General features: G+C 40.2%; 13 protein-coding genes and 1 other RNA gene. 5 read left to right on the top strand and 9 right to left on the bottom strand.

Features of this window, described 5'->3' with window-relative positions; all coding sequences use genetic code 11:
- The first annotated feature begins 36 nt into the window (after positions 1–36).
- Entirely contained in the window at positions 37–1,053 is a 1,017-nt protein-coding gene (locus PR808_RS02205) for a lipoate--protein ligase A (protein ID WP_206084024.1), read from the top strand.
- 79 nt (positions 1,054–1,132) lie between these two features.
- On the opposite strand, the gene PR808_RS02200 is transcribed toward PR808_RS02205, so the two are convergent.
- The 7 genes from PR808_RS02200 to ppsR all read right to left on the bottom strand — a co-directional run bounded on the left by PR808_RS02200 (position 1,133) and on the right by ppsR (position 8,788).
- Positions 1,133–1,504: a helix-turn-helix domain-containing protein gene (locus PR808_RS02200; RefSeq protein ID WP_206084025.1), complete on the bottom strand. Its 372-nt coding sequence runs from the start codon at positions 1,502–1,504 to the stop codon at positions 1,133–1,135.
- Between the two features lie 607 nt (positions 1,505–2,111).
- Positions 2,112–2,858 carry a heme/hemin ABC transporter substrate-binding protein gene (locus tag PR808_RS02195; protein WP_272538608.1) on the bottom strand — a complete coding sequence of 249 codons (747 nt, stop codon included), beginning with the start codon at positions 2,856–2,858 and terminating at the stop codon, positions 2,112–2,114.
- Between the two features lie 84 nt (positions 2,859–2,942).
- Positions 2,943–3,992, bottom strand: a complete 1,050-nt coding sequence (locus PR808_RS02190; protein ID WP_206084027.1) for a hemin-degrading factor — start codon at positions 3,990–3,992, stop codon at positions 2,943–2,945.
- A 91-nt stretch (positions 3,993–4,083) separates the two neighbouring features.
- A complete protein-coding gene (locus PR808_RS02185; RefSeq protein ID WP_272538607.1) occupies positions 4,084–6,234 on the bottom strand; it encodes a TonB-dependent receptor domain-containing protein in 2,151 nt (716 codons plus the stop codon).
- Between the two features lie 85 nt (positions 6,235–6,319).
- The gene (gene hemP, locus PR808_RS02180) at positions 6,320–6,526 is read right to left on the bottom strand and encodes a hemin uptake protein HemP (RefSeq protein WP_272538606.1); all 207 of its coding nucleotides are present in this window, start codon (positions 6,524–6,526) and stop codon (positions 6,320–6,322) included.
- A 254-nt stretch (positions 6,527–6,780) separates the two neighbouring features.
- The gene (locus PR808_RS02175) at positions 6,781–7,830 is read right to left on the bottom strand and encodes a 3-deoxy-7-phosphoheptulonate synthase (protein ID WP_272538605.1); all 1,050 of its coding nucleotides are present in this window, start codon (positions 7,828–7,830) and stop codon (positions 6,781–6,783) included.
- Between the two features lie 124 nt (positions 7,831–7,954).
- A complete protein-coding gene (ppsR, locus tag PR808_RS02170) occupies positions 7,955–8,788 on the bottom strand; it encodes a posphoenolpyruvate synthetase regulatory kinase/phosphorylase PpsR (protein WP_272538655.1) in 834 nt (277 codons plus the stop codon).
- A gap of 292 nt (positions 8,789–9,080) precedes the next feature.
- Between ppsR and ppsA the strand changes: the two genes are divergently transcribed.
- Complete coding sequence (gene ppsA, locus PR808_RS02165) at positions 9,081–11,459, top strand: phosphoenolpyruvate synthase (RefSeq protein WP_272538604.1); 2,379 nt, start codon at positions 9,081–9,083, stop codon at positions 11,457–11,459.
- Positions 11,460–11,834: 375 nt separating this feature from the next.
- Here the strand turns inward: ppsA and rprA are convergent.
- Together rprA and ydiK are read right to left on the bottom strand one after the other, a co-directional pair.
- An RNA gene (gene rprA, locus PR808_RS02160) (antisense sRNA RprA) lies at positions 11,835–11,945 on the bottom strand.
- Positions 11,946–12,171: 226 nt separating this feature from the next.
- Positions 12,172–13,287 carry an AI-2E family transporter YdiK gene (ydiK, locus tag PR808_RS02155; protein ID WP_206084398.1) on the bottom strand — a complete coding sequence of 372 codons (1,116 nt, stop codon included), beginning with the start codon at positions 13,285–13,287 and terminating at the stop codon, positions 12,172–12,174.
- 256 nt (positions 13,288–13,543) lie between these two features.
- Here ydiK and ydiJ point away from each other — a divergent pair, with 256 nt between their 5' ends.
- The 3 genes from ydiJ (at position 13,544) to sufA (ending at position 17,790) form a co-directional block, all read left to right on the top strand.
- Positions 13,544–16,597, top strand: a complete 3,054-nt coding sequence (gene ydiJ / locus PR808_RS02150) for a D-2-hydroxyglutarate dehydrogenase YdiJ (protein ID WP_272538603.1) — start codon at positions 13,544–13,546, stop codon at positions 16,595–16,597.
- Positions 16,597–17,013 (top strand): 1,4-dihydroxy-2-naphthoyl-CoA hydrolase, encoded by a 417-nt coding sequence (menI, locus tag PR808_RS02145; protein WP_206084033.1) that lies wholly within the window; start codon positions 16,597–16,599, stop codon positions 17,011–17,013. Before ydiJ ends, menI begins: the two co-directional genes overlap by 1 nt.
- A 408-nt stretch (positions 17,014–17,421) precedes the next feature.
- A complete protein-coding gene (gene sufA / locus PR808_RS02140; RefSeq protein ID WP_047757040.1) occupies positions 17,422–17,790 on the top strand; it encodes a Fe-S cluster assembly scaffold SufA in 369 nt (122 codons plus the stop codon).
- The last annotated feature ends 12 nt before the right edge of the window (positions 17,791–17,802 follow it).

Below are 17,802 nucleotides of genomic sequence, written 5' to 3'. Positions count from 1 at the left end.
TATCTTAAGAGCAAGTTTTGTTTTTAGGATAGCTTCATGTCAACATTGCGTTTACTCATTTCAGAATCGTTTGACCCTTGGTTTAACCTTGCGGTCGAGGAAACTATTTTTAGGCAAATGTCTGCCGATCAGCGTGTGATGTTTTTATGGCGTAATGCTGATACGGTGGTCATTGGTCGTGCCCAAAACCCGTGGAAAGAATGTAATACTCGCCGAATGGAAGAAGACAATGTTCGCTTAGCACGTCGCAGTAGTGGCGGTGGAGCTGTCTTCCATGACTTAGGCAATACTTGTTTTACGTTTATGGCGGGTAAACCTGAATACGATAAAACGGTTTCTACACAAATTATTGTCGATGGATTGGCTAATGTGGGCATTGTGGCTGAAGTTTCAGGGCGTAATGATTTAGTGCTCAATACGGAAAATGGCCCACGCAAAATTTCGGGTTCTGCTTATCGCGAAACGAAAGATCGCGGGTTTCACCACGGTACACTATTGATTAATGCAGATTTAAGCCGACTAGCCAATTACCTTAATCCTGATCCCAAAAAATTACAGGCAAAAGGAATTACCTCGGTTCGCTCGCGTGTTGCGAATCTTTCTGAACTAGTGCCTAACATCAGCCATGAAACTGTCTGTGAAGGGGTGATTAAAAGCTTTTTTGATCATTTTGGTGAAACAGTTAAAGCGGAGTATATCTCTCCTGAAAAACTGCCTGACCTGCCTAATTTCACGGAAACATTTGCCAAGCAAAGTAGCTGGGAATGGAATTTTGGCCAAGCGCCTGCATTTTCCCATTATTCAGATACCCGTTTTCCTTGGGGTGGGATTGAATTTCATTTTGATATTGAAAAAGGGGTAATTAGTCGTTGTCAGTTTTTTACCGATAGTTTAGACCCAACGCCCCTTGAGTGGCTGAGCGAGCAAATGTTGGGGAAAGTTTATCAAACTGAAACGATCAAAAAATTATGTTGCCAGATGAAGCAACAGTGGCCTGAGTTACAAGATCAACTTAACGATTTAGAGAACTGGTTAGTGCATGAACTAAGTTAAAAAATGAGCCGACATGGTCGGCTCAGACATAGACTTCAAAATACTAACAACTAATAGGAAGGAATGATCTTGAAACTAACTAGTTATGACAACTGCATGTCATAAAACTTTTGCATTCAGGCAGTTCACCAGTTTGACGGAATTTTGCTGGCGTCGTATCAAAATGTTTTTTAAAGATACGAGTAAATGTAGCTTGTGAACTGAATCCATATTGCAGAGCAATATCAAGGATTGGTAAGTTGCCTTCACGTAATGATTTAGCAGCCTCTAACAAACGACGTTTACGGACGTATTCGCCAAGCGTGCATCCTTTCATTTCTTTGAAAACACGCTGTAAATGCCATTTAGAATAACCACTTTTATCGGCTATTGTGTCGATTTTGATGCCTTCATTGCGTTGCAACTGGCTTTCAAGCCATTTCACGATATCGTTGACTACACTTTCTGACATATTTACCTCCTACTCAAGTAGGCTATTGTTCATTAATAACTAATAATAACTCACGAAATTAGGGTCTATTCTTCCTTTTTTTCCGATATATCGATAGGCCAAACGTGCTTTTTTTATATGATAATAACTATTGATATGATAGTCGTTGAAAAAATCAATGATTTAAACATACACTTACGTATGTTTAAATTTATTTAAATACAAATAGTTATGCTTAAATTTTGTTTTTTATTTCCAATAAAAAATTATTTTATAATAATCAGTCAAATATTTTGACTAAGCAGTTCTAATTTATTAACCAAGTAAATAATTGAAAAATTATATTATAGATTTTATATAACAATAGACAGGAAATTCCGAGGTAATTGTTTTAGTGAAAACAACTAAAAATACAGCATAATTAAGATTAAATATCATCTTTATCACGAATGTTAAAAGAATTAACGTTATCTAGATAAATATGTGGAAACGCAATATTTTTAAGAGCGATATTGTTGTTTATGAGGGTTATTTACTATAAAAAACCGAAGAAAGGGTTTTCGTAAAAACCATTTAAAATCAATAGGTAATAAAATTATAGGTCGAGTCATTTTCTATCTATGAAATATTAATCAGGTAGCTGTTCTAATTTTTGACGTATCTGTAACATCACTAAGGGAGTTCCTAGGCTAAAGTTTAGCATTCCTATATCATCGACGATGACTAATGCTTTATTTCGACCCGCGGGTGTCATTGAGATACCTGGAAGCCGCCAAATACTCTTTGCGCCCCCGAGAGTTTTTGCGCTCTCATGGCATACAACGATTAAATCAGGTTGTCCTTCGATAATGGCTTCGGGAGAAAGAGGCTGATATAGTTCAATGTTTGCCATCGCATTTTTAGCACCAATTGCGGTAATAAGTTTATCTGCAGTTGTATTTTTCCCAGCAATTAAGGGGATAACACCACCTTTATTGATAATAAAGAGAACATTTTTATTTATTGGTGATGTCTTAATTTTGCTAAGGTCACTCTGAAATTTTTGGATAAGTTGTTCCCCTAAATGGACTTGATTTATTTGTTTGGCAATTGTACGAATTTTTTTAGGAATGGCTTCTAATGTCATTCCGCGAGCAACTTTAATAACGTGTATTCCTTGGCTTTGTATATGTAACAGGGCAGAAGAAGGCCTGACTTGATCACTGGCTAAAACAAGGGTAGGTTGCATTGAAACAATGTGTTGAGGATTAATTTGTTTTATATCTTCAATAGTTGGAGGTTGCTGTTCTACAGAACCCGAAGTACCTTGAGCAATGATATTGCCACCGAAATTAAGGGCAAAAATAATTTCGGTGATATCATTCCCCAAAGACACTATGCGTTCTTTTGACCATGTACAATTTGAGATACAAAGTGTTATGAACATTAGAAGCCAATATTGCATAAAATAATTTAGTAATTAAATTCGATGTAAAGAAAGTATTTGTTGGCTCCACTGAGTTTGCTCAGGAACCCCCTCAGTGCGCTGCCCATACATTTGTATGATTTGGTTACCTTGATTATCGAAGACTTCTAGGCTTGTCACAAACCCGTCTTGTGTCGGTTTTCTCGTCACCCAGCATTCAGAAATACCATTCTCAATAATATGCAAATTGAAATCATTACTAGACACATTAAGCCAATCTGTTTGTGAGCTTTCAATTTTCAGTGGTGAGAGTTTGTTGATAACACCCGTGAAAATTTGGACGCATCCACGATTACCAATAAAAAGCATAATCTCATTTTTGGCTTGGTGGGCGAGAGAGAGTAACTGTGATAGTGAATTTGTTGGGACTTGCCAAGCGAGTTCGTTACTTACTATACGAAAAACTTGCTGGCGACTTAAATTATGCGTTTTTAATAAGGTGAAAAATTGATGAACATCGGACATATCGCGCCATTGTTGTTCAATTTGTTGCTTAGTTTCATCACTAATTTCGCTATTTGAAAATGATAAAACAGTATCGAGTTGTAGTGGGGGGTTATCGATGGACGTATAGTGAGTAATAATGTCTTGCCACACTTTCATGTCAGTGTGTTCACAGGAATAAACTTTATGTATGGCATCCCCATTCTTATCAAAAAATTGAATGCTGTGCCGAATGTCATTCCCTATTTGTTCCGAGAGCGTGAATATGGAATCCCATTGTGCAAAAAACATTCTCAAATCCAGTTTTCCTGGATTAAGGAATAGGCCCGCATGGTCACTAAAACGTGGGTTATCATATACGCCAGTTTGAATACTGACGGCGTAATTGTTGCGTGTAATGGCTTTAGCCTGGCCTATCGTTGATAGCGTATGAAGTAGTTCAGGTAAATGACCTGAAAGCCGTTTTACATTGTCATGACCAACTCGGCGATATAAAAGCTCAGCTTCAGTGATATTAAGCTGAGTAGCTAAATCCCGAGCATACTTATTTGGAAACTGTTGCTTTAACTGTAAGTAGTCTTTGTAATATACTGAGTTCACAATTATTTCCTTATTTATATTGTATCCAATAATAATTAGTTGGGCTTATTTACTGTGTTAATAGGCCCAACTAGCCTACTTAATTATTTCGTTACCATTTATAATTCAGGTTAAAATAGAAATTACGGCCTTCTTGTGGAACCCCCATGGAAGAAACGTAATTTTTATCGAACGCATTTTTGAGTGCTAAGGTAGAACTGAGACCTTTAATGAATTGGTCTGCTTGATAGCTAATGTAGAAGTCATGAAGGCTATATCCAGGATATTGAATGACTTCACGGCGATAGCGATCTAACTTCTCCACTGATTTTTGCCCAGGTAATACGTAAGTATCGTCCCCATCAAATTTGCTGCGTGCTGCAAATTCACCAACCCACCCAAGATTGACCCCTGTGTGTGCTATCGGTGCATTAAAACGGGCAACTAAGGAATTTGGGCGAAGAGAGGAAAGGGTATGGTGTGTTTCATCTTCTTTTCCAACAATGAGGTTATGGCTAATATCGAGGTCAAACCAATGTGTTTTATAGTGAACGAAGCTCTCAACACCTTTGATGGTCGCAGATGGCACATTGATATAATAAATCTTTTCAGGTAGCCAAAAAAACTTTAAGCTTCGATCAATTCTTTTTTTGTATTGAGCATCAAGGGCAATATGATTTTTGGCTTTAGTATGAAACACCGTGCTACCAAACTGAAGTGAGTCCCCTGTCAATGCTAGTTCGTCGAAGCTGAATTTCATACCTGCTTCAACTGTTTTATTTGTTTCAGGTTTTAGATCTGGTGAAGGGATAAAGTCCGATGTATATCCTATAAATGGAACACGAAAATGATGAGAGTTATTGTATAACTCTGCCATACGAGGTGTTCGGTAGCCTTCTGAATAGGAAGAAAATAGATTCAGCCAATGTGATGGTGTTGCACTCACAGCGAACCTTGATGACCAATTTGTATGACTATCTTCCGCGATATCTTTACGAGAGGTTTTATAATAAGTAAAACGTGTTCCTGCTGAAAATGTAATAGGTAAGTGGTGTAATGTGAGATCGTTGTTTAGCCACCCTGAACTATTTAATAGATGGGCATTAGGATAGCTGATTGAATACTCATTAGATTTTTGTTCTTGTTGATAATATTCGAAGCCACTTTGAATTGCGTTATTCGCCCAATTATTCATAGGTACTATGAAGCTATTGGTGAATTTGGTCCCGTATGTATATTGGTCTCGATCTTCTTCACGGTAATCGTTTGGTGTTTTTTTCACTTTAATGAGGTCTAACTGGTTAAGTGCGATACTTGAGTAGTAAAAGTCCCAGTTTGCCTGCCAATTAAGCGTATTATTGGGTGAGAAGTGTTGGCCAATGTGGATATCTCGTTGTAGTGAACTCCTTTCATGTGGGGTGTTTGGAAAGAGGGTTTGATTAAAAGATATACTTGGCTGTTTTTGGCCAATGCTGTTATTACGGTATTCTTTAAGTTGTATTGTGGTTTGATAGGCTGGGTGAGCAAACCACGTTGTTTTCAACATCCAATTATGAATTTCTTCATTGGTCTCTAGGCCTTGGGCTACGTATGGGTTATTGAGTTGTATTTTACGTTGCTGGTAGCTTAAGATGGTATCGAAAGTATCGACATGGCTAAACAGAGTTGCACCTGCATGATAGCTATGATCATTCCGGTTAATACCAGTGGTAACATGCCCACCAAAATGTTGCCCAGGTTTTAATAAATCAGATGCGTTGAGGGTTTTTATGGAGACGACACCTGCGAGTGCACCGTTACCATGGTGAAGCGAACCACCGCCTTTATGAACGGTAACTTTTTTAACTAGGGCAGGATCAATAAAAGTGGCATCAAATAAGCCAGAGTTAAAATCTTGGGTGACATTATCGATAGTAATTTTTACGCCTCGTTGATCATAGCCTCGCATTTGAAGACTCTGCCCATATGTGCTACCTGCACCCGTGACGAGTACCCCGGCTTGGCCTTTGAGTAAATCCAATACTGAAGTCGCAGATTGCAATTCAGGGGCTTGGGCATTAATAACCTCAACTTGCTGAGCAACAGCAATTTTTTCATAACTCAATGGCGATTGAGATACATACATAACGTCTTTTGCTTCATTTTGGGCGAGTGCAGTATGACTCGTACTCGAAATTGCCAAAGCGGTAGCAAGCGTTGAAAAACGGAGTTTATATTGGTGTTGAGGGTTAGAAATTGATGTAGGCATCAGTTTAAATGGCATAGGAAATCCTTTCCTTATGTGTGGTTTAAGCTGGCTGCCTTGATGATGTCTGGGTGGCGTGCTATAGATTGTCGGTATAACTTATTTATTTCGTTAGAATTAATTTACCTGAGCGGGTTTGCTTTAGTTGGTAAATTTCCCCACGGTGTAGAATTTCAACTTTTCCTTCCTTATTAAGTAGTTGCTGACTATCAATGATGTGTGTTGCTAACATCGCTTGGGTCGATTTTGCTTCAATAGGTACCAGAGTGGGGTCTTCTCTCTTAGCTAAAAAAAGATCCTTCGTTACCATTTGATTTGTCTTTTTTAATAAGGTCATAAAATTGTTCTCATGTGCTTTCTAACGAGTTGCGTGTTAGTAGTGAGAATTATTATCGTTAATGTATGGGGGGTCAAGAATTTTTTGGATTAAATTAAATGATTATTGAAAATTAATAGATATTAATATCGTGGGATTTATTGGTTTCGTTTTTTTATTTTTTTTGGTGATGTTTGAGGCTCGCTTTGGTGAGTGATTTACCAAAGCGAGAGCGATGCAGTGAAAAACTATTTAAAGCGGTGATCCACAGCTTGAGCAAGAATTTCAATCAGTTGTTCAGTATCATCCCAACCAAGGCAAGGGTCGGTAATAGATTGACCGTAAACTAATGGTTGTTCAGAGCTTACTTTTTGCGTGCCTTCAACTAAAAAACTCTCTGCCATTATGCCACTAATCGCGGTTGAACCATCTTTAATTTGCTCCGCTATATCCCGTGCAACCTCAAGTTGGCGACGATGAATTTTTTGGCAATTACCATGGCTAAAATCAACCACTAAATGCTCTGGTAATTCAAACTTACGGAGTTTATCGCATGCGGCTGCAAGGTCACCAGCGCTGTAATTTGGCTGTTTACCACCACGCATAATGACATGCCCGTGTGGGTTACCACTGGTTTGGTAGATGGTCATTTGGCCATTTTTATCTGGGGATAAAAACATATGTTGGGCTTTTGCCGCTCTGATAGCATCAATAGCAATATTAATGTTGCCATCGGTGCCATTTTTAAAACCGACAGGGCAAGACAGTGCTGAAGCCATTTCACGATGGATTTGACTTTCGGTTGTACGCGCACCAATTGCGCCCCAGCTTATCAAATCAGCAATATATTGACCCGTCACCATATCGAGGAACTCGGTGGCAGTGGCTAATCCTAACTGGTTAACTTCAATCAGTAATTTTCGTGCAAGGCGAATACCCGTATTGACTTGGCATGAATTGTCTAAATTTGGATCAGAAATTAAGCCTTTCCAGCCCACAACGGTGCGCGGTTTTTCAAAATAGGTGCGCATGACAATTTCTAAGCGGTCTTGATGGCGTTCTCTTAATGCATTTAATTTCGTTGCATATTCAATAGCGGCATCAATATCATGAATAGAACAAGGGCCGACAATCACTAGCAAACGAGGGTCTTGGCCTGATAAAATCTGTTCAATACGTTTTCGTGACGCTGTCACGTTTTCGGCAACTTTTGCGGAAATAGGAAATTCATCGGCAAGAGTTTGTGGTGTGATTAAGCTGTCCACTCTCGCTGTACGTAACTCATCAGTTTTGTGCATTTTTGTTCTCAGAAACTTGAATAGGCTGTCGCCATATAAGTGATAAAGATCACAATAAACGAATATGGCTTAATTTCAACCTCCAGCGTAAATTGAATGAATAATTTTTTTTATTTTATATTCACTAGAATATACGTCTTTGTAACCCCATGGTATCAATCACTTTGGCAGAAATTTCCTCTACAGAATAGTTCGTCGTATTTAAGTAATTGATTTTATTTTGTCTAAATAAGGCTTCGACTTCAGCAATTTCAATTCGGCACTGCCTAATCGATGCATAACGGCTATTTTCACGGCGCTCTTCACGGATTGCCGCTAATCGCTCTGGACTAATGGTTAAACCAAATAATTTGTGGGTGTAAGGACGTAACGCGACAGGTAACTGCAAATTATCCATATCATCAGCGGTGAAAGGGTAATTTGCCGCTTGAATACCAAATTGCATTGCTAAATAAAGGCTAGTTGGGGTTTTGCCACAACGGGAAACGCCAATCAGAATGACTTGAGCTTGGTCGAGATTTCTTAAGGAAATACCATCATCATGAGCCAGTGTATATTCAATGGCAGCAATACGTGCATCGTATTGGTTCATATTCTGCATAGATAAACCGTGGGTTCGGTTTAGCTTTGGCTCGGGTTCAAGACCAACCTCCTTTTGAATCGGAGCGACTAAACTTTGGACGATATCTTGGCAAAACCCTAAGCTCTGAGTGATTATCTGTTTAACTTCTGGGGAGATGATGGAATAGAACACCAAAGGACGGATCTGTGTTTCTGTATAAAGTGTATCTATTTTTTGTTTGATTTCTTCTGCCCGAGTCGGCGTGGTGACAAACGGTAATGTGTAAGAGGTAAATGAAAGAGGAAACTGCGAAAGTACTGCATGCCCTATAGTTTCAGCGGTGATCGCTGTGCCATCAGAAATAAAGAAAACAGTGCGTTGAACTTGGCTTGCCATCGTATTCATTGCTCCTAATTCGGTCATTATTATTAGCCTCTTATTGTATTTATCACTGGATATTGAGGGATATTATCTTTGTTTAAAGTTTAAAAATTAGTTTATCAGGGGAAGTATAGCCATTTTTTGAACGATTTTTAGAACAAAAAAGTTTTCTTAATTGATGGAACGATTCACCAGTCCATCTTCTCATACCGTCTGTGCTAGTCTATTTCACGAGGCGATATTTCGCCAACGAGATTTTTTACGATTTGTACTCTGTCACTAAATTGCTATAAAAGGATCGCTTTCAATGTCCACAAATGGCCTCACTCCGTGTAATGTACTTTGGTATAACCAATTAGGGATGAATGATGTTGACCGTGTTGGTGGCAAAAATGCCTCTCTCGGTGAAATGATCACTAACTTATCTGATCTGGGTGTATCCGTACCTAACGGTTTCGCGACAACCGCACAGGCGTTTAATGATTTTCTGGAGCAGAGCGGTGTAAATCAGCGCATTTATAACCTGCTAGATGAAACGGATATTGATGATGTGAACCAACTGGCTGTAGCAGGTGCTCAGATCCGTCAATGGGTGATTGATACTCCACTGACGAAGGAGTTGGAACAAGATATTCGTGATGCATTTGCTCAGCTTTCTGAAGGTGAAGCTGAAGCTTCATTTGCTGTGCGTTCGTCTGCTACTGCAGAAGATATGCCAGATGCTTCGTTTGCAGGGCAACAAGAAACATTCTTGAACGTTCAAGGTATTGATGCTGTTTTAGTTGCGATTAAACACGTATTTGCATCTTTGTTTAATGACCGTGCAATCTCTTATCGTGTACACCAAGGTTATGACCACCGTGGTGTGGCATTATCTGCAGGTGTGCAAAGAATGGTTCGTTCTGACTTAGCGTCATCGGGTGTTATGTTCACCATTGATACTGAATCGGGCTTTGATCAGGTTGTTTTCATCACCTCAGCTTATGGTTTAGGTGAGATGGTGGTACAAGGTGCTGTGAACCCTGATGAGTTCTATGTACACAAGCCAACCCTGAAAAATAACCGTCCTGCAATTGTGCGCCGTACCCTTGGCTCTAAAAAATTACAAATGGTGTATGCCAACAGTAAAGAGCACGGTAAACAAGTGCAAATTGAAGATGTGCCAGAAGGGTTACGCAATCGTTTCTCTTTGACTGATCTTGAGGTTGAAGAGCTGGCTCGCCAAGCACTACAGATTGAAAAACACTATGGTCGTCCAATGGATATAGAATGGGCAAAAGATGGCCATAATGGGCGTCTGTATATTGTTCAAGCAAGGCCAGAAACTGTGCGTTCTAATCAACAAGTGATGGAGCGTTACCAGTTAAAACAGCAAGGTCAAGTATTGGTAGAAGGCCGCGCCATTGGTCATCGTATTGGTGCAGGTAAGGTGAAAGTTATCCATAACCTTAGCGAAATGGATAGAATTCAGCCTGGTGATGTGTTGGTCACTGACATGACAGACCCTGATTGGGAACCTATTATGAAAAAGGCTGCCGCTATCGTCACAAACCGTGGTGGACGTACATGCCACGCTGCAATTATTGCTCGTGAATTAGGCATCCCTGCGGTAGTGGGGAGTGGGGATGCAACAGAGCGCTTACAAGAAGGCCAAAATGTGACGGTTTCTTGTGCAGAAGGTGATACAGGTTTTGTGTATGGCGGTGAGTTAGCATTTGAAATTCACAGTTCAGAAGTCAGCGATATGCCTGATTTAAACGTCAAAATTATGATGAACGTGGGTAACCCTGATCGCGCATTTGATTTTGCTTGTTTACCAAACGAAGGTGTGGGTTTGGCACGTTTGGAATTTATCATTAACCGTATGATTGGAGTTCATCCAAGAGCATTACTGGAATTTGATAAACAATCCCCTGAATTACAAGTTGAAATTCGTGAAATGATGGCAGGTTATGAAGATCCGATTGAGTTTTATATCGGCAAATTAACTGAAGGGATCTCAACTTTAGCGGCAGCATTCTGGCCGAAACGTGTGATTGTTCGTTTATCTGACTTTAAATCGAATGAATACGCCAACTTAGTAGGTGGTGATATTTATGAGCCAGAAGAAGAAAACCCAATGTTAGGTTTCCGTGGTGCAGGGCGTTACGTCTCTGATAGCTTCCGCGCATGTTTTGCGTTGGAGTGTGAAGCGGTTAAACGTGTGCGTAACACCATGGGGTTAACTAACGTTGAAGTGATGATCCCGTTTGTGCGTACTGTTGCACAAGCTGAGTCTGTCATTGCTGAGCTGGCGAAGCATGATTTAAGGCGTGGTGAAAATGGCTTAAAAGTGATTATGATGTGTGAAATTCCTTCAAACGCACTATTAGCTGAACAATTCCTTGAGCATTTTGATGGTTTTTCAATCGGCTCTAACGATATGACTCAGCTAACATTAGGCTTGGATAGAGACTCTGGTGTTGTTTCAGAGCTATTTGATGAGCGTAATGATGCTGTTAAAGCGATGCTTTCTATGGCGATTAAAGCGGCAAAACGTCAGAATAAATATGTTGGAATTTGTGGACAAGGCCCATCTGACCATCAAGACTTTGCTCAGTGGTTAGTTGATGAAGGTATTGATAGCTTATCATTGAACCCAGATACTGTGGTTCAAACGTGGCTAACAATCGCAGAAAACCAATAATAAAACGATTTATTACCATTAGTTGAAAAGGCCGATTGGGTATCTCCCAATTGGCCTTTTTACTCATTTAAAATACCGATAATTGCAATTGGTAATAACGATTATTTAATACGATAGATATAAAAAAGTAGCGAATGATTATGCATTTAATATGTCATGCGCATTATAAATATATATACATTAATACTCTTAATATGTGTAATAATATGAGTATTGAGTTAATCATTCGCGTGATTAATTAAAACGAAAGTGGGGAAGATAATACTAAAGGAGTATATTCACTTATTTAACGTAAACTGAAAATTGATTTCAATCAATGTTTGTAAACTGATGATTTAATTTGGATGTGAATATTATTCATATTGAATATTTAGGCAAAAAAAAAGCCTATCATGGGCTGACAGGCAAAGACTACACACAGCAATTCGTTTATATCACTACGCCTATAAAAGGTTGGCATAGTGATTAAATTTATTTGATTCAATAATTAGATAATAAGCTAATTACATTATACAATCATTAAGAACACTCTCAATATTAATGTTACCTATTGTTACGTAAAGAGAAATATTCAGTTGTTTTATGTTAACATAAATTAAGCTGAATACTAACGTTAGAGTGTTAAATATTGTTTCTAAATATTAATGGCAAGGAAATCATTAATGAAACAGACATGTCTATTGATAAACATATCTGCTTCAATTAGCTAAAACTATTTCTTAATCAAAAATTCTTCCTCAAGAAACTTTTCGGTTTCGCTTAGGTCTTCATTAGGAGGGGCGACTTCGTTCATCCAAGCCTTTAATAGGCTGTATGAAACCGCCAAAACAACAGGGCCAATAAATAACCCTATCATACCAAATGATAAAATTCCGCCGATAACCCCAACAAGGATCAGTACCATCGGTAAATCAGCGCCCATTTTAATCAGCCATGGACGTAGTACACCATCCATGGTGGCCACTATTGCAGCCCAAACCGCCAAAATAATGCCCCATGTGGTGTCGCCAGTCCAAAATAACCATAATACTGAAGGGATCATGATTAATAAGGGCCCTAATTGCGCTACACAGCAAATAAACAGCAATACGGTCAGAATAGCCGCATAGCTGATGCCAGAGAGTGCAAGGCCAATACCACCGACAATCGCTTGAATCAATGCGGTCACCACCACACCAAGTGCAACTGCACGAATGGATTGTGCGGCTAAGACAACAGCTGCATCACCACGGATCCCCGCCAAGCGAACGGCAAAATGACGCATGCCTAACATGACTGTTTCGCCTTTTAGGTAGAGTAGCCCACTAAAGAGCAACATTAATACTAAGTGGAAAACAAAGCGTCCTGCACTAATCGCTTGTGTGGCAAACCAACCTGCTGCTTGCCCAAAGTATGGCTGAATTTTTGCCAGCAGGGCATTACCGCCACTTGCTACTAAGCTGTGCCATGCGTAATAAATTTTCTCACCCACCATTGGAATGGTATTTAACCACTCTAAGTCTGGTAATGTGAGACTAGATGGCGATTTTGCTAGCTCAATGAGTGGGGAGCTATTCTCAATGATACTGCCGATTAAGATACCAAGTGGAATAACAAACAGCAGTAAAATGAGGAGAACCATCATTAAGGCAGCAAGCCATCTTTTATTCCATAGGCGCGCCTCGAGGTGTAATAACAACGGCCAAGTCGCAATGACCATCATTCCAGCCCAAACAAAACCCAGAATAAAGGGGTTAAGCACCCAAAAACAGGCCGCTATCATTAAAACGATGGATAACAGCCCGAAAATAAGTTTGGGAAGATCCAAACGTTTTTGCGATTTTTCCATTAATGATTGATCCTTAACAAATGAAAATTCTGCTTGTGTGGCCTTTTTTAAGGTGAAAATAACGTAATTATTTTTCACGGTTAAAAAAAACAATATTGTGATATGGTTCATGACGACAATGTCATCAGCGGCTGTACTGTCTTTACAGGCTGTGAATACCATTTTTCATAAACCTAAGACACTATTGTGCAACTTAAAATAAAGATAGTACATAACGAGTAATGCGAACACTAAACAACAAGAGTCATCGTTAATAATGATCCCGCGTATATCAGAAGCACCTCATCTCAGCCAACTCGTCATCACGTTCTTGCATGAGCTACAAGAACAAGGTTTTACGGGTGATAATGGCACCAGTTATGCAGAAAGATTATCAATGGCGACAGACAACAGTATCTACCAGTTGCTGCCCCAAGCTGTCGTTTTCCCGCGTTCCAGTGCTGACGTGCAAATTATTACACGTGTTGCTGGACAAGAAAAATACCGTGAGCTCACTTTCACACCACGTGGCGGTGGTACGGGAACGAACGGACAATCCTTAACAGAAGGGATTGTTGTCGATATGTCTCGTTATATGAACCGCATTTTAGAAATTAACCCTGAGCAGGGCTGGGTTAAGGTCGAGGCAGGTGTTATTAAAGACCAGCTTAATCAGTTTCTTAAACCTTATGGCTATTTTTTCTCGCCCGAATTATCGACCAGTAACCGCGCCACATTAGGCGGGATGATTAACACAGATGCATCGGGGCAAGGTTCGCTGGTGTACGGTAAAACCTCGGACCACGTATTAGGCGTTAAAGCAATGGTATTGGGAGGTGAATGCCTTGATACACGCGCTATGCCTATTGCTCTCGCCCAAACGATTGCGTCTGAAGATTCAGTAATAGGACGTATCTATAAAACGGTTTTAGAACGCTGCCTTGAACAACGTCAACTAATTGAAACAAAATTCCCCAAACTTAATCGGTTCTTAACGGGCTACGATTTACGTCATGTATTTAATGATGAATTAACGGAGTTTGACCTTACGCGTATTTTGACGGGGTCAGAAGGGTCTCTTGCCTTTATCACGGAAGCGACTTTGGATATTACGCCGCTTCCTAAAGTGCGCCGTTTAGTGAATGTGAAATACGATTCATTTGAGTCTGCGCTGCGTAATGCACCATTTATGGTACAAGCCAAAGCGTTATCGGTTGAAACGGTGGATTCAAAAGTCCTTAACCTTGCAAAAGAAGACATCGTTTGGCACTCCGTCAAAGCGTTAATTACAGATGTGCCAAACAAAGAAATGTTAGGACTAAACATCGTTGAATTTAGTGGTGACGATGAAGATGAAATTAATCAATTGACGGAAAGCCTGTGCCAGCGCTTAGATGAATTAATGGCAAGCAACCAGGCAGGCGTGATTGGCTACCAAACTTGTCATGATCTTGAAGATATCACACGCATTTATAATATGCGTAAAAAGGCGGTTGGTTTACTAGGCAACAGTAAAGGGGCCGCTAAGCCTATCCCATTTGTTGAGGATACATGTGTTCCCCCTGAGCATCTTGCTGATTATATTGTTGAATTCAGGGCATTGTTGGATAACCATAAACTCAATTATGGCATGTTTGGCCACGTGGATGCAGGGGTTTTACATGTGCGTCCTGCGTTAGATATGTGTGACCCGCAGCAAGAAATATTGATGAAACAAATTTCTGATGAAATTGTTGCATTAACAGCGAAATACGGAGGGCTCCTTTGGGGGGAGCACGGTAAAGGTTTCCGTGCGGAGTACAGTCCTGAGTTTTTTGGTGAGGTGCTGTACGGTGAGTTGCGCAATATCAAAGCAGCTTTCGACCCTGATAACCGTTTGAACCCAGGTAAAATTTGCCCGCCAGCGGGTTTAGATGTGCCAATGAAACAAGTGGATGGCATTAAACGAGGAACTTATGACAGGCAAATTCCTATACAGATGCGTCAAGAGTTTCGTGGGGCAATGGACTGTAATGGTAATGGGCTTTGTTTTAACTTTGATGTGAAGAGCCCGATGTGCCCATCAATGAAAATCAGTGGGCAACGTATTCATTCACCAAAAGGGCGTGCTACCTTGGTGCGGGAATGGCTGAGATTACTTGCCGAGCAAGGTGTGACACCAGAGCATCTTGAAAAAGGCATCACGCAAAGCCAACCATCATTACGCGGGTTGATTGAGAAAACGCGCAACAGCTGGCGAGCTAAGCAAGGGGATTATGACTTTTCCCATGAAGTAAAAGCCTCGATGTCAGGGTGTTTGGCGTGTAAGGCGTGTTCAACACAATGCCCAATCAAAATTGATGTGCCATCGTTTAGAGCGAAATTTTTAGCGTTATATCACGGCCGTTATTTGCGCCCAGTTCGTGATCATATTGTTGCGAATGTGGAATCAAGTGCGCCATTACTGTCAAAAGCGCCAGGTGTTTTTAACTTTTTTTTACGCCAAAACATTGTGCAGAAACTCAGTGAGCGCACTATCGGTATGGTGGATTTACCGCTATTTTCGCAGCCAACTTTAAAACAAGAGCTTTCAGGCCATGCTGCAGTATCCATGACATTAGAGCAGCTTGAAGGGATGGGGGCAAGCCAACGGGAAAGCTATGTGCTAGTGGTGCAAGACCCATTTACCAGCTATTACGATGCGAAAGTTGTTGCTGATTTCGTGCGTTTAATCGAAAAATTGGGTTATAAACCTGTGTTGTTGCCGTTTTCACCGAATGGTAAAGCGCAACATATCAAAGGTTTTCTGGCTAAATTCGCGAAAACAGCCCGTAAGACCGCAGATTTCTTAAATCGCGTGGCAAAATTGCAATTGCCAATGGTGGGCGTCGACCCTGCGTTAGTCTTGTGTTATCGCGATGAATACCACGAAATCTTAGGCAAAGACCAGTGCCAATTTACGGTAATGTTGGCCCATGAGTGGCTAATTACCTTGCCTGAACCACAAATTGTACAAACAAGCGCAGCACAGCCATGGTACTTTTTTGGTCATTGTACCGAATCGACAGCACTGCCAAATAGTGCGAACCAATGGGCGTCTTTATTTGCGCGCTTCGGGCATCAGCTTAATAATGTGAGTGTGGGTTGTTGTGGAATGGCGGGGACTTATGGGCACGAGGTTGCAAACCTAGAGAACTCAAAAGGAATTTATAACTTATCTTGGAAAGGGGCGATGTCGTCACTGCCAAAAGAGCGTTGTTTAAGTTCAGGTTATTCTTGCCGCAGCCAAGTAAAACGCATGGAAAATACATTAATAAAACACCCAATTCAAGCCTTGTTGGAGATTGTTTAATGATTTGGAAACGTCAATTTGATTTAACGCAATTAGCTGAAATGGCAAAAACTTGCATGTTAGGGCACATTGGTATCGAAATCACCAAAGTGGGTGATGATTATATGGAAGGAACGATGCCTGTGGATGAACGAACGAAGCAGCCTTTTGGTTTGTTGCATGGTGGTGCATCCGTTGTATTGGCTGAATCACTAGGCTCTATCGCAGGTTATATGTGTACTGAAGGTGAACAGCGCGTGGTGGGCGTTGAAATTAATGCTAACCATGTTCGCGCAGCGCGTTCAGGTATTGTGCGTGGCGTTTGCAAGCCCATTCATCTAGGTCGCCGTCAGCAAGTCTGGAACATTGAAATTTTCAATGAACAAGGCAAGCTATGTTGTACATCACGTCTGACAACCGCTGTGTTATTTGAGTAAATCCTTTCTTTGTCTACCTCGTTTTCGGGAAAATATCTCGAAAACGAGTTGTTGTTTTTATTAACTGACCCCATCTATATATTCAGATGAATGCATTTTCATTTTTCTCAAATAAATTAAGTTGTATAATAAATGCATCTTTATTAATTTGTGTCATTTTTGTGTATTTATTAGTACAAAATTGAATAAAAAATGCAACTCTATTTATCTGTTATTTTTCATTGTGTTAGGTGGGTTTTCGGTTGTTTTTGGTTAATAAATAAGCTCAATTTGAATAAAAAAAACGCTAAAATAGCTATAACCTCTTAAAACAAATGGTTGAAGTAGCATAGGTAATCATTACCATAGGGTAGACAGAGTTAATCTCCTGATAACAGGCTGAAAAGCCATAAGAAATGTGGGGTCAATATGACTGACGGTGTAGAGACATTTTCATTTGATGAAAACAATTGGCAGGGAGTTAGCCTGACACAAAGCGCTGCAAAACAAATCAAAAAATTGATGGTGCAAAACCCAAATACCAAAGGGCTTTCACTCGGCGTTAAACAGTCTGGCTGCGCGGGTTTCGGTTATGTTTTTGAAATGATCGAAAATCCAACCGACAACCATCTGTTATTTGAACTCGATGGCGCGCACCTTTATGTGCCAAAAGAAGCAATGCCATTTATTGATGGCACAGTCGTTGATTACGTCCAAGAAGGGCTGAATCAAATTTTCAAATTTAATAACCCGAAAGCCCAACATGCCTGTGGGTGTGGTGAAAGCTTCGGCGTTTAACATGTGAAGTCA

The organism is Providencia sp. PROV197, assembly GCF_028479625.1.
In the GTDB taxonomy this organism is placed as follows: Bacteria; Pseudomonadota; Gammaproteobacteria; order Enterobacterales; family Enterobacteriaceae; genus Providencia; species Providencia vermicola.
This window is presented reverse-complemented; position numbering and strand designations above follow the sequence as displayed.

Bases quoted from the DNA above. Each gene is read 5' to 3' on its own strand.
- PR808_RS02205 (WP_206084024.1), top strand. From the start codon at position 37: ATGTCAACATTGCGTTTACTCATTTCAGAATCGTTTGACCCTTGGTTT.
- PR808_RS02200 (WP_206084025.1), bottom strand. From the start codon at position 1,504: ATGTCAGAAAGTGTAGTCAACGATATCGTGAAATGGCTTGAAAGCCAG.
- PR808_RS02185 (WP_272538607.1), bottom strand. From the start codon at position 6,234: ATGCCATTTAAACTGATGCCTACATCAATTTCTAACCCTCAACACCAA.
- hemP (WP_272538606.1), bottom strand. From the start codon at position 6,526: ATGGTAACGAAGGATCTTTTTTTAGCTAAGAGAGAAGACCCCACTCTG.
- PR808_RS02175 (WP_272538605.1), bottom strand. From the start codon at position 7,830: ATGCACAAAACTGATGAGTTACGTACAGCGAGAGTGGACAGCTTAATC.
- ppsR (WP_272538655.1), bottom strand. From the start codon at position 8,788: ATGGCAAGCCAAGTTCAACGCACTGTTTTCTTTATTTCTGATGGCACA.
- ppsA (WP_272538604.1), top strand. From the start codon at position 9,081: ATGTCCACAAATGGCCTCACTCCGTGTAATGTACTTTGGTATAACCAA.
- ydiK (WP_206084398.1), bottom strand. From the start codon at position 13,287: ATGGAAAAATCGCAAAAACGTTTGGATCTTCCCAAACTTATTTTCGGG.
- ydiJ (WP_272538603.1), top strand. From the start codon at position 13,544: ATGATCCCGCGTATATCAGAAGCACCTCATCTCAGCCAACTCGTCATC.
- menI (WP_206084033.1), top strand. From the start codon at position 16,597: ATGATTTGGAAACGTCAATTTGATTTAACGCAATTAGCTGAAATGGCA.
- sufA (WP_047757040.1), top strand. From the start codon at position 17,422: ATGACTGACGGTGTAGAGACATTTTCATTTGATGAAAACAATTGGCAG.